Consider the following 11,298-nt stretch of genomic DNA (forward strand, 5'->3'; position numbering starts at 1 on the left):
CGGCCGGACTCCCGCTCTACGGGGTCCATCACCTGGCCGGGCACGTCGCCGCGGACACCCTGGAGCACGGCCCGCTGCCCGACCCGTGCGTGGTGCTGATCGTTTCGGGCGGCCACACCTCGCTGCTGCTGGTGCGGGATCTGGTGCGCGAGCCGATCCTGCACCTGGGAGACACGCTCGACGACGCGGCGGGGGAGTGTTTCGACAAGGTCGCCCGGATCCTGGGGCTGCCGTATCCGGGCGGGCCCGCGATCGACCGAGCGGCGCGGGCCGGAGATCCGCTGGCGGTTTCGTTCCCCCGACCGCTGACCCGCCCCGGGGACGACCCGTACGCCTTCTCCTTCTCCGGGCTCAAGACCGCCGTGGCCCGCTGGGCCGAGCGGCATCGTCTCCGGGGCGAGGAGCCACCGGTGGCCGAGGGGGCCGCCGCGCTTCAGGAGGCCGTCGCGGACGTGCTCACCCGCAAGGCGCTCGCGGCCTGCCGCGCGTACGACGTGAAGACGCTGATCGTGGTCGGCGGGGTCGCGGCGAACTCACGGGTCCGCGGCCTTGCCGAGCAGCGGTGCGCGGCCGCGGGGATCGAACTGCGAGTGCCACCCATGACGTTGTGCACGGACAACGGAGCGATGATCGCGGCCGTCGGTGACCTGCTGGTGCGCGCCGGAGCCGAGCCCGCGCCGCTGAACGTGTCGATCGATCCGTCCGCGCCGCTCGAGTACGCCGCGCTCACCCCGCTGCCCGGTACGCCGGTGAAAGCGGCCTGATGAGCGCCATTATCAGAACCGTTTCCGGAAGCCGTCTGCTGTTGTACGCGGAGGGCGTTCGCGCGGTGTACGCGGATGCGTTCGGGGGCGCCCCCTGGAGGGAGGGGCCCGAGCAGGCGGACGGATACCTGCGACGGCTGAGGGCGGACGCGGCCCGGCCTGGATTCACGGCCGCGCTGGCGCTGGACGGGGAGACGGTCCTTGGCTGGGCCACCGCCTGGACGACGCCACGGCCCTTCCCCGCCGGCCGCTGCTATCCGCAGATAGCGGCTGCTCTCGGTGAGAGCCGTACGGTCGCATGGCTGTGCGGCGGCCGTGAGGTGGACGAACTGGCGGTCGCCGGCCGCGCCAGGGGTACCGGTGCGGGCGCCGCGCTGCTGCGCACGGTGACCGCAGACCAAGGCGACGGCCGCTGCTGGCTGTTGACCTCGGTGGCTGCCGAAGAGGCCCGCGCCTTCTACGAGCGGGCGGGCTGGACGCCGGCCACCCACCCCGCTGCCGGAGGTGCGGGCCATGCGGCCTACCTCGGCCCCCGACACCCGGCCCGCACGGCCGCCGCCCGCCCCTTCTGACCCCCGACCATGGAGCAACATCCCCTACGCATGGCCGACATCCGCCGGCGTTCCCCCGGCTGCTTCGGCCCGGCCGGGACCGCGGTGCCGGCCGCCTGTTGATTGCTCCTTCTGCGAGCGGGCTTACGGTCGGCGCTACTTGGCGCCGTGCCGTGCCTCGTCGGCCGCAGCAGCGGGGATCCGCGCCATATCCGGTCCGCGGTCCGACGGGGGCCGCCGTGCGGGCGCTGTCGCGCTTCGGGCGGGTGCGGTCAGCACGGCCAGGCAGCCGACGACCAGGGCGATGCCGCCCCAGCCGAGCACAGGGAGGCGTTCGCCGACCACCAGGACGGCGAGGACGGCCGCGACCGCCGGCTCAAGGAGCGAGAGGGTAGTTGCCGTGCTGGCCGGGACGTGGGCCAGGCCCCAGCCGAACAGGACGTAGCCGAGGAACATGGGGACCAGGGCCATGTAGGCCCCCACGGCCGCGTTGGTCCATGACTCCGCCAGAGGCGCCCCGGTGGCCAGGAGTACGGGCACCAGCAGCACGCCGCCGATTCCGAAGACCGTTCCCATGGCCGCGCCGGAGGGGACACCGCGGTTGATCAGACGGTGTGCCGCCCATGAGTAGAAGGCGTAGGTGAGCCCGGCGACCAGGCCCAGACCGATGCCCAGCACGGTCGCACCGGCCGAGCGGGCCCCTGGCCCGGAGTGCGAGCCGGCGGCCTGCGCGACGCACAGCAGCACCGTCCCGGACAAGCCGAGAACGGCGCCGGTGATCCAGCGGCGGGTGAGGCGCCGGCCGTCGACGACCCGTTCGATCAGTGCGGAGGCCAGGGGAGCGGAGCCGATCGACACCACGGTTCCGGCGGCGACACCGGCCAGGTGCATGCTGCTGTAGAACGCCAGCGGGTAGGCGCCCACCGAGAGGGCTCCGAGGGGCACCACACCGCGCTGCGCCCGGAGCTGCGGGGAGGCACGCCGGATCCGGGGTGCCGCGATGAGGGCCTGGAGCAGTCCGCCCAGGCCCATGGCGACGGCCCCGATCGCCAGCGGCCCGACGGACGGGGCGAACGTGGCGGCGGTGCCGGTGGTGCCCCACAGCAGCGAGGCGAGCAGGACGCAGGCCGATCCGGCGCCCACGGACGCGGTCCCGCGCCCGGCAGGCCCGTTCACAGGCGTTCCAACAGGTCTGCTGCCATGGTGCGCGCGTGGGTGACGCGTTGGTCCGTGCCCTCAAGGCCGGCCCGCGCCATCGCGCCCTCCAGCAGGAACGCCAGGTGCTCCGCCACGGAACGGGCCTCTTCGGGCCGGTCGGGCAGCAGCTGCGCGATGTGCAGGGCGAGCAGCGCCTCGACCTCCTCCTTGTGGCGGCGCACCGCGGCCCGTCCCTCGTGTTCGGCGGGGAGCTCGGCCGCGGCGTTGAGCAGGCCGCAGCCGCGGAATCCCCGTTCGTAGGCGAACCGGGCGTGATCGGCGTAGGCATCGAAGACCGCCAGCACCCCGTCACGGCCGCCCTCGACGCCCGCCAGCCGACTGCGGTACAGGTCCAGCCACTCCGCGTGCCTTGCGTCCAGATACGCGAGCACGAGGTCGGCCTTGGAGGCAAAGTTGTTGTACAGGCTCATCTTCGCGACGCCGGCTTCGGCGGTGATCGTGTCGATCCCGGTGGCCGCCACGCCGTCCGCGTAGAAGCGGCGGGCAGCCGCGGCGAGGAGCTTGCGGCGCGCGGCTCCCTGCCGTTTGCCCGGCTGCGGTGCCGCGGGGGCGGTATCGGCCATCGGCCCTCCTAATTTAGGTAGGTCAGTCTACATAAATTAATGCCGGTGACGTGTGCCCCGGCGGCGGGCCGGGGCAGCCCGTCGTCTACCGCAGGACGAAGCCGGTCCCGAGTTCGTCGTCCGGGTCGAGTCCGAAACGGTGCTCGCCTGTGCGGTACGCGGTTCCGGTGACCTCCGGGATGACGGCTTGGTGGCCGTCGGCGGTCAGCTCCCCGGCGATGCGGGCGGTGAAGCGGCTGCCGACGATCGAGTCGTGAACCAGGGTCTGGCCCGGCTTGAGGGCGCCGGTCGCCGCGAGTACGGCGACGCGTGAGCAGGTGCCGGAGCCGCAGGGGGAGCGGTCGACCTGGCCCTCGGCGAAGACGGCGACGTTGCGCTGGTGGGGATTGCCGTCGGCGTCGGCGCCGAGGTCGTCGTAGACGATGGCTCCGTAGATGCCGCTGAGGCGGTCGTCGGCGGGGTGGCGGGCGTAATCGGTGTCGTTCAGCGCCCACTTCACCTCGCGTCCGATGGCGATGAGGTGGTTGTAATGGTCCGGAGTCACGGCCAGTCCGACGGCGGACGCGGCGAGGTGGGCGTAGATGGCGCCGCCGTAGGCGATGTCGACGGCGACCTCGCCGCGTGAGGTGGCGAGGCTGACCTGTCCGGCCAGGCGGTAGCTGGGCACGCTGACGAAGTCGATGCCGGTGACCTTCCCGCTGCCGCTGTCGGTGCGTACGCGCAGGGTGACGCGGCCGGAGGGGACGTCGATGACGACGGTGGTGGTGCCGGAGGGGTCGCGCTCGACGCGTCCGGTCTGCACGGCCCAGGCCGCGAGGGCCATGGAGCCGTGACCGCAGGCGGTGGAGAAGCCGTCCTTGTGCCAGAACAGCACCCCGAAGTCGGCGCCCTCGTCGTCGGGCGGCGTGATGAACCCGCCGTACATGTCGGCGTGCCCGCGCGGCTCGGAGCACAGCAGCTTGCGCAGGCGGTCGACGTCGGGGTCGGCGATGGCGATGACGCGCCGTTCGGCGACCGTGGCGCCTTCGATGGCAACCGGCGGCTCGCTCACGATGCGGAAGGGCTCACCGCCGGTGTGGTAGTCAACGGTGCTGATCGTCGAGGGGTGCGGCCCGGCCATGGGCGTCTCCTTGTGCGGTGGACGAGCCGTGCTCACGCGCGGTCGCCGGTGAAGGGGGCTCCTGCCATCTTCGGCGTGGCGGGACCGTGCCCCGCATACGGGGCACACCGGCAACCGGCATTTACGCCAGCCTGGCAGAGTCGCCGGCCCGGGCAGCCCGGACTGCGTGTCAGCTGTTGCGCGGGGTGACCAGTCCGGATTCGTAGGCCAGGACCACAAGTTGGGCGCGGTCGCGGGCGTGGAGTTTGGTCATGGCCCGGTTGATGTGGGTCTTCGCGGTCATCGGGCTGATCACCATGTGGGCGGCGATCTGGTCGTTGGACAGGCCCTGCGCGGCCAGGGCGACCGCTTCGCGTTCGCGTCCGGTCAGCTCGTCCAGTACGGCGCCGGCGGTGGGCAGCGGCTGGCTGACGTATCGGTGGATCAGCTTGCGGGTGATGGAGGGGGCGAGGAGAGCGTCCCCGCGGGCAGCCACCCGTACGGCGTGCAGCAGGTCCTCCGGCACGATGTCCTTGACCAGGAAACCGGCGGCGCCGGCGCGCAGCGCGTCGAAGACGTACTCGTCCATGCCGTAGTTGGTCAGCATGACGACATGAACGCCGGCCAGGGCCGGGTCCGCCGCGATGCGCCGGGTCGCCTCGATGCCGTCCATGACCGGCATCTGGATGTCGATGAGCGCGACGTCGGGCAGCTGCTCCTTGATGAGCGCCAAAGCCTCTTGTCCGTCGGCGGCTTCGGCCACCACGTCGATGTCGTGTTCGAGGTCGAGCAGCGCGCGGAACCCGCTGCGGATGAGCGGCTGGTCGTCGACCAGCAGGACACGGATCATGATGCTCGTTCCACGGGGAGGAGGGCCTGGACGGTGAAGCCGTGCCCGGTGCGGGGCTCCGCACGGAGCCGGCCCCCGAGGGCGGTGACGCGTTCGCGCATGCCGAGCAGCCCGAGGCCGGGTGCCGGGGCGTCATCGGGGGTGGCCTTGCCGTCGTCGTCCACCTGGACGGCAAGTGCGTCGGACCGGTATCCGATCCGCACCGCCACGGTGGTGGCACAGGCGTGCCGGGCGGTGTTGGTCAGTGCCTCCTGCACGATGCGGTAGGCGGTGCGGCCCACCGCGGCCGGTATGTCCTGCCCTTGCCCTTCGATCGTCAGTGCCGCGTCCAGGCCCATCGCACGGGCGCGCTCCACCAGTTCTGGTACGTGGTCGAGGCCCTGCGGCGGGCTTGCGTCGTCGTCGCGCAGCGCCTCCAGGGTCGCGCGCAGCTCCCGCGTCGCCTCCCGCCCGGCGGTCTGGATCGCCAGCAGCGTCGCGGGTACCTGCTCGCCGCGTTTGCGGGCGACGTGAACGGCGACCTCGGACTGCACCTTGATGATCGAGATCTGGTGGGTGAGGGAATCGTGCAACTCCCGCGCGATGTGCAGCCGCTCCTCGTCCGCGCGGCGCCGAGCGGTCTCCTCACGGGTGCGCTCGGCCTCCTCCGCCCGCCGCTCGGCCTGCCGCAGCGCCTCACCGGCGGCGAAGGCAGCGATCAGCCAGGCGATCTCCAGTACGTTGCGGGCCTGCGCGAACGCATCGCGCGCGGGTCCGTCACGGAAGAGAAGAGCCGTCACGGGCAGGACGACGAGCAAGGCCACGGACGCCGCCACCGTCAGGGCACGGTGTCCGGCCCGCACGGCGCCGTACACCGCGACCAGGTAGGGGACAGCGAGCACGTCAAAGCCCGCCGCCTCGTAGCCCGCCGCACACAGGGCGGTGACGGCCAGCACGGCGATCGGAGCCCTGCGGCGCCCGACCAGCGCCAGACCGCCCGCCGCCAGCAGCACGGCGCCGAACAGCTCGATCCGCCCGGCCGGTTGCTGCCCCGACAGCCCGCCTCCCAGCAGCAGCCCCGCCACGCTGAGGGCAATCGCCCAGTCCAGGACACCGGCCGGGACACGAAATCGCCCTGTGTCCATGCGCGCACCCTAGCGGGACACCGCCGCGGGCGAGTCCCTCCCGCGGACGAGCGGCCGGCTACCGCCCCCGCGGTGCTGGCCCCCTGCCTGCCGCATCCGTGGCAGGCGGCTGCCACGTCGACGGCAGCCCGAAGAGACCGCAACTGCCGGGCGACCGGCGCACGGTCGCCCGGCACCCTCAAGGCACGACAGAAACCGCGGATTTCGCTGCGCACACGATGAGGAGAGCGGCATGAGCACTGCAGATGTCCTGACGGCGGCCGCCGAGGGCGGGGTCATCGGCGACGGACGCACGGGGGCCAACCTGGCCCTGGGGGCAGGGCTGATCGGCGTGGCCATCGGCTGGCTGGCCCTGGCCCGCGTCGCCGGGCGTATCGGCACCGGCAGCGCGCGCACCGGCGCCCTGGCAGCCATGGCGGCGGGTCTGGTCGGCACGGCCCTCGCGGCGCTGCACCTGGCCACCTCCAGCGGCGGCCCCGGCACCGGCAACGGCCTTGTCGGTGCCATCGCAGCCATTCCGCTGGGGCTGGCCGGTGCGGTGCTCGGCCGGCGTGCTCTCACCCGCTCCCGGCGCGCGGGGCGCAGCGCCGATCGCGTGGGCCACGAGGGGGAGTTGGGGTCCGTCCCACCAGCACCGCCGGGGCCGCGCTGATGTCGGTCCGGCTGTCCGTACAGGTGGGCGGTTCAGGACGCCCGGCGGGCGGTGACCGCGCGCCGGGCGAGGTAGGCGGCGACGCCGGCGGCGAGGGCCACGGTTCCCCACACGACTGAGGGGGCGGGCAGGGTGAAGGCCAACACCAGGCAGCCCGCCAGGCCGAGTACGGGGACGAGGCGAGGCGGCCGGTTCTCGTCTGGTGTGAGCGTCCAGGCGGAGGCGTTGGCGATGGCGTAGTAGACCAGGACGCCGAAGGAGGAGAAGCCGATCGCGGCGCGTACGTCGGCCGTGGCGGCGAGCGCCACGACGACGGCCCCCACCAGGAGTTCAGCGCGGTGCGGCACCTGGAAGCGCGGATGAACGGCGGCCAGGACGTGGGGCAGGTGCCGGTCGCGGGCCATGGCCAGGGTGGTGCGCGAGACACCCAGGATCAGGGCGAGCAGGGAGCCGAGCGCGGCGACGGCCGCCCCGACCCGCACGACGGGCGCCAGCCAGCCCGCCCCCGCGGCCCGCACCGCTTCCGACAGCGGCGCCGCCGACTCGCCGAGCCCGCCGGGCCCCAGCACCGTCAGGACGGCGAGCGCCACGGCCGCGTACACGGTCAGGGTGAGGCCGAGGGCGAGCGGGACGGCGCGGGGGATGGTGCGCGCCGGATCGCGGACCTCCTCGCCGAGGGTGGCGATGCGGGCGTACCCGGCGAAGGCGAAGAACAGCAATCCCGCCGCCTGCAGCACACCGGTGACGGTGGCATCGGAGCCGACACGCAGCCGGTCCGCGTCCGCGGCAGGCGAGGTGAGGCAGGCGACCACGACCGCCGCCAGCACCGCAAGGACGACGGCGACGGTTGCCCGGGTCAGCCACGCGGACTTCTGGATCCCGGCGTAGTTCACGGCGGTCAGTGCCACCACCGCGGCGACCGCCACCGCGTGGGCGTGATCGGGCCACACGTACGAGCCGACGGTCAGCGCCATCGCCGCACAGGAGGCGGTCTTGCCGGTCACGAACGCCCAGCCGGCCAGGTAGCCCCAGAAGTCCCCCAGGCGTTCGCGGCCGTAGACGTAGGTGCCGCCGGAAGCGGGATAGCGGGCGGCCAGCCGGGCGGAGGAGGTGGCGTTGCAGTACGCCACCACCGCGGCCGCCGCCAGAGCGAGCAGCAGCCCGGAGCCGGCCGCGCGGGCGGCCGGGGCGAGCGCGGCGAAGATACCCGCGCCGATCATCGAACCGAGTCCGATGAGGACGGCGTCGCCGACGCCGAGCCGCCGCCGGAGCTGAGGTGACGCGGTCTGGGCGGACTGGCGCATGAGGTGCCTCCGTCTTCCGGCGTTGGGCGAGGTGCCTCCGTCTTCCGGCGAGGGGCGTTGGACCCCCGACCGTAAGATACATCAATTCATATTGATGTATTCTGGCTTCATGAGGCCCCCGGATTCTGCCGCCCCGGCGTTCGTGCGGATGGCCGCCCACCCGCTGCGGTGGAAGCTGCTGGCCGAACTGGCCACGGGTGACTACCGGGTCCGTGAACTGGTGGAGCAGGTCAGCCAGTCGCAGAACCTGGTCTCCTACCATCTGCGCCTGCTGCGCGCCGCAGGGCTGGTCACCGCCCGCCGCAGCAGCTTCGACGCCCGCGACAGCTACTACCACCTGGATCTGGAGCGGTGCGCCCACGCGCTCGCCCATGCCGGTACCGCGCTGCACCCGGCGCTGGGTTTCGCCCCCACCCCGCCGTCGCTGCCCTCACCGCCGCCGGCGAGACGACCTGCCGTCCTCTTCGCCTGCACCGGCAACAGCGCCCGCTCACCGATCGCCGAGGCGCTGCTGCGCCGGCACACCGGCGGCCGCATCGAGGTGACCAGCGCCGGCAGCCACCCCAAACCCCACATCCATCCCGACGCCGTACGAGTCCTGCGCGAGGAGCACGGCATCGACATCCCGGAACAGCGCCCACGGCACCTGGACACCCTGGCCGGCCGCCGCTTCGACCACGTGATCAGCCTGTGCGACAAGGTCCGCGAGGTCTGCCCCGACTTCGGCGACCGGACACGGCTGATCCACTGGAGCATCCCCGACCCCGCCGCAGCCGATACCCCCGGCCCGGCCGGCTACCCCGCATTCATCCGCACGGCAGCAGAGCTGGAAACCCGCATCCGCTACGTGCTGCCGCTGCTCATCCCCTCACCGCAGGAGGTCAAGCCATGACCACCGCCGCGCAGTTCGCCAGCGTCCGCTATCTCGTCGACGACGTCCAGGCGGCCGTCGACTTCTACACCACCCACCTGGGCTTCACCCTCCGCAGCAACCCCGCGCCGGCCTTCGCCGACGTGACCCGCGGACCGCTGCGTCTGCTGCTGTCCGGCCCGGCCACGTCGGGAGCCCGCGCCACCCCCGCCGACCTCGGCACCGGCGGCAATCGCATCCACCTGATCGTCGACGACCTCGACACCGAGACCGACCGGCTGCGCAGCGCCGGGGTCGCCTTCCGCAGCGAGGTCGTCCGGGGCCCCGGCGGTCGTCAGATCCTGCTCGCCGACCCGGCCGGCAATCTCATCGAGCTGTTCGAAGCCGCCCGCTAGGCGTAGCGCATCCGCACCCGTGGCAGCCGAGTGACGGCAGGTGTGGGAGCAGACGTGGCGGACGTTCGTGCACCCGCACCACTTCCACGGCCCTGTGTCACGCGTCCCGCATGGCCGGATTCTCCGGACGGCTCTGCCCGATTCCCGTCAGTATCCCGGTCAGGGCGATGCACACCACGCTGACGCCGATGCCCAGGCACGTGGCGGTGACACCGACCCCGGCCGCCGCGGCCGTGACGGCTGCCGCCCCCAGCGGGCCCAGTGCGGAGTGGGTGGTCCAGAACGCGGCGGTCACCCTCCCCAGCAGGTGGCTGGGAGTCACCTCCTGGCGCAGCGACATGGAGCAGGTGCCCGCGATGCCGGTGCAGAACAGCAGCACGGCGGCCAGCACACCGACCACCAGGACGCTGTGCGACAGCCCCAGACACAGCACGGCCGTCCCGCACAGCGCGAAGGCGCCGATCCAGCTCGCGCCGAACCCCAGGCGTTCGCGAACGCGCGCGACGGCGAACGACGCCAGGCAGGAGCCCAGTGTGCCGGCGCTCAGGACGAAGCCGACCGTGCTGTCCGCATGCCCCAAGTCCTCCCTGACGAGGTAGATGATGAGGTCGGTGAGCCCGTAGGTGAGAAAAGTCAGCAAGGAGAGCAGCACCGTCAGCGGGCGCAGCACCGGGTGGGCCCACAAGAACCGCACGCCGACGAGGAACTCGCCCCGCACACCTGATCGTTCCACGCCGCTGCGCGCAGCGGCCTGCCCGGCAGGGCGGATCTTCACGAAGAGTATGCCGATGGCGGAGAAGGCGAAGGTGGCCGCGTCGATGCCTATGGCCGCGGCCGGGCCGAAGACAGAGGCGACGAAGCCCGCCAGTGCCGGCCCTCCGGCACTGGCGGCCGCGTAGGTGCCGAACAGGTGGCCGTTGGCCCTGGTGATCTGATCGGGTCCGACGATGGCCGGGACGACCGTCACATACGCCACCCGGAACAGCATCATGAACACGCCCGCGGCCGGGACAACCGCGTAGATCAGCCACATCGGCTCAGCGAAGATCCAGACCAGCGGGATCAGAGCGAACAGCAGACAACGCGCCCAGTCGGTCAGCATGAGGAGCCGACGCCGGTCCGCACGGTCCACGATCACACCGGCGAACAGCCCGGTGAGAATCGAGGCGACCCCGGTCAGGGCGGTGACGAGACCCATCCGCACCACCGAACCGGTGCTGTGCAGGACCAGGAGCGGGATCGCCACGTAGGAAAAGGAATCGCCGAGAGCCGAAAGGGTCTGAACGCCCAGAAAAATCCGGTAGTCGGGATTACCCCACAGGCCGGGAGGCTCCTGCCCTGACCGGCCCGCCGACGTCGTGCTCTCGCGCGCATCACGAGTGGACACGGACCTCCCTTCTTCCCGATGACCGCAGCGATTAGACCACGGGCCGCCACACACCGGCGCCCCGAAAATGCTGTCCCTCGCACGGATGGCTTCATCACCCTCTCCGCGGCGTGGCGGGCCGTCGATTCCGGCGCCTGATGCCCACCGTCCGGTTCCAACAGCCTTGCAGTGGTGTCTGGTTGGAGCCCCTGAGCCGGGGCTGCCGACGGGTGCGTGAGACGATCGGGAAACAGGCCACAGGGAGAGGAATGTCATGGGGGACAGGGGTCGGCTGCATGTCAGTGCGGAACTGGCGGGAATGCTGGAACGGATCGACGCCCTCGGTGGGATGCTCGACGAACGGGCCGATGCAGCCGAGGAGTTGGGGAAGCTCCCGGACGACACTGCGCGGGCGCTGCTGGACACCGGGATCGTACGGGCCGAGCTCCCGCTGAGCCTGGGCGGATACGAGTTCGCGCCACGGCAGCTGATCGAGACGGTGGAACGGGCCAGCTACCACGACGCCGCGGCAGGGTGGACC

Annotated in this window: 12 protein-coding genes and 1 pseudogene; 6 read left to right on the forward strand and 7 right to left on the reverse strand. The window is 72.3% G+C overall.

What is annotated here, in order from left to right; translation table 11 throughout:
- A partial coding sequence (locus ACQKIP_RS21470) for a tRNA (adenosine(37)-N6)-threonylcarbamoyltransferase complex transferase subunit TsaD (RefSeq protein WP_427743794.1) occupies positions 1-764 on the forward strand: 764 nt, incomplete at its 5' end.
- On the forward strand, positions 764-1,336 hold the full coding sequence (locus ACQKIP_RS21475; protein ID WP_365856864.1) for a GNAT family N-acetyltransferase: 573 nt from the start codon (positions 764-766) through the stop codon (positions 1,334-1,336). The genes ACQKIP_RS21470 and ACQKIP_RS21475, both read left to right, overlap by 1 nt.
- A gap of 135 nt (positions 1,337-1,471) precedes the next feature.
- Here ACQKIP_RS21475 and ACQKIP_RS21480 read toward each other — a convergent pair whose 3' ends face one another.
- The 5 genes from ACQKIP_RS21480 to ACQKIP_RS21500 form a co-directional block, all read right to left on the reverse strand.
- Positions 1,472-2,491: a DMT family transporter gene (locus ACQKIP_RS21480; protein WP_365856866.1), complete on the reverse strand. Its 1,020-nt coding sequence runs from the start codon at positions 2,489-2,491 to the stop codon at positions 1,472-1,474.
- Positions 2,488-3,096, reverse strand: coding sequence for a TetR/AcrR family transcriptional regulator (locus ACQKIP_RS21485; RefSeq protein ID WP_365856868.1), 609 nt, complete (start codon positions 3,094-3,096; stop codon positions 2,488-2,490). Before ACQKIP_RS21485 ends, ACQKIP_RS21480 begins: the two co-directional genes overlap by 4 nt.
- A gap of 85 nt (positions 3,097-3,181) precedes the next feature.
- Positions 3,182-4,216, reverse strand: coding sequence for a proline racemase family protein (locus ACQKIP_RS21490; RefSeq protein ID WP_365856870.1), 1,035 nt, complete (start codon positions 4,214-4,216; stop codon positions 3,182-3,184).
- 169 nt (positions 4,217-4,385) lie between these two features.
- The gene (locus ACQKIP_RS21495; RefSeq protein WP_365856871.1) at positions 4,386-5,045 is read right to left on the reverse strand and encodes a response regulator transcription factor; all 660 of its coding nucleotides are present in this window, start codon (positions 5,043-5,045) and stop codon (positions 4,386-4,388) included.
- Positions 5,042-6,169: a sensor histidine kinase gene (locus ACQKIP_RS21500; RefSeq protein WP_365856872.1), complete on the reverse strand. Its 1,128-nt coding sequence runs from the start codon at positions 6,167-6,169 to the stop codon at positions 5,042-5,044. The genes ACQKIP_RS21495 and ACQKIP_RS21500 overlap by 4 nt, the downstream gene beginning before the upstream one ends.
- Positions 6,170-6,401: 232 nt before the next feature.
- Between ACQKIP_RS21500 and ACQKIP_RS21505 the strand changes: the two genes are divergently transcribed.
- Positions 6,402-6,821, forward strand: a complete 420-nt coding sequence (locus ACQKIP_RS21505; protein ID WP_365856874.1) for a DUF6223 family protein — start codon at positions 6,402-6,404, stop codon at positions 6,819-6,821.
- A 32-nt stretch (positions 6,822-6,853) separates the two neighbouring features.
- Here the strand turns inward: ACQKIP_RS21505 and ACQKIP_RS21510 are convergent, their stop codons facing one another.
- Entirely contained in the window at positions 6,854-8,125 is a 1,272-nt protein-coding gene (locus tag ACQKIP_RS21510) for an APC family permease (protein WP_365856876.1), read from the reverse strand.
- Positions 8,126-8,234: 109 nt separating this feature from the next.
- Between ACQKIP_RS21510 and ACQKIP_RS21515 the strand changes: the two genes are divergently transcribed.
- Positions 8,235-9,017, forward strand: a complete 783-nt coding sequence (locus ACQKIP_RS21515; protein WP_365856878.1) for a metalloregulator ArsR/SmtB family transcription factor — start codon at positions 8,235-8,237, stop codon at positions 9,015-9,017.
- The gene (locus ACQKIP_RS21520; RefSeq protein WP_365856880.1) at positions 9,014-9,391 is read left to right on the forward strand and encodes a VOC family protein; all 378 of its coding nucleotides are present in this window, start codon (positions 9,014-9,016) and stop codon (positions 9,389-9,391) included. The genes ACQKIP_RS21515 and ACQKIP_RS21520 overlap by 4 nt, the downstream gene beginning before the upstream one ends.
- A 97-nt stretch (positions 9,392-9,488) precedes the next feature.
- Here the strand turns inward: ACQKIP_RS21520 and ACQKIP_RS21525 are convergent, their stop codons facing one another.
- Positions 9,489-10,778, reverse strand: coding sequence for an MFS transporter (locus ACQKIP_RS21525; protein WP_365856882.1), 1,290 nt, complete (start codon positions 10,776-10,778; stop codon positions 9,489-9,491).
- A gap of 253 nt (positions 10,779-11,031) precedes the next feature.
- On the opposite strand from ACQKIP_RS21525, the pseudogene ACQKIP_RS21530 reads away from it, so the two are divergent.
- Positions 11,032-11,298 (forward strand): annotated as a pseudogene (locus tag ACQKIP_RS21530) (acyl-CoA dehydrogenase); the annotation flags it as partial.

Origin of the sequence: Streptomyces sp. NPDC059900 (assembly GCF_050270335.1) — a bacterium.
Taxonomy (GTDB): domain Bacteria; phylum Actinomycetota; class Actinomycetes; order Streptomycetales; family Streptomycetaceae; genus Streptomyces.

What these genes read in the sequence shown, in the direction of transcription:
- ACQKIP_RS21475 (WP_365856864.1), top strand. Translation starts at nt 764, where the DNA reads ATGAGCGCCATTATCAGAACCGTTTCCGGAAGCCGTCTGCTGTTGTAC.
- ACQKIP_RS21485 (WP_365856868.1), bottom strand. Translation starts at nt 3,096, where the DNA reads ATGGCCGATACCGCCCCCGCGGCACCGCAGCCGGGCAAACGGCAGGGA.
- ACQKIP_RS21490 (WP_365856870.1), bottom strand. Translation starts at nt 4,216, where the DNA reads ATGGCCGGGCCGCACCCCTCGACGATCAGCACCGTTGACTACCACACC.
- ACQKIP_RS21495 (WP_365856871.1), bottom strand. Translation starts at nt 5,045, where the DNA reads ATGATCCGTGTCCTGCTGGTCGACGACCAGCCGCTCATCCGCAGCGGG.
- ACQKIP_RS21500 (WP_365856872.1), bottom strand. Translation starts at nt 6,169, where the DNA reads ATGGACACAGGGCGATTTCGTGTCCCGGCCGGTGTCCTGGACTGGGCG.
- ACQKIP_RS21505 (WP_365856874.1), top strand. Translation starts at nt 6,402, where the DNA reads ATGAGCACTGCAGATGTCCTGACGGCGGCCGCCGAGGGCGGGGTCATC.
- ACQKIP_RS21510 (WP_365856876.1), bottom strand. Translation starts at nt 8,125, where the DNA reads ATGCGCCAGTCCGCCCAGACCGCGTCACCTCAGCTCCGGCGGCGGCTC.
- ACQKIP_RS21515 (WP_365856878.1), top strand. Translation starts at nt 8,235, where the DNA reads ATGAGGCCCCCGGATTCTGCCGCCCCGGCGTTCGTGCGGATGGCCGCC.
- ACQKIP_RS21520 (WP_365856880.1), top strand. Translation starts at nt 9,014, where the DNA reads ATGACCACCGCCGCGCAGTTCGCCAGCGTCCGCTATCTCGTCGACGAC.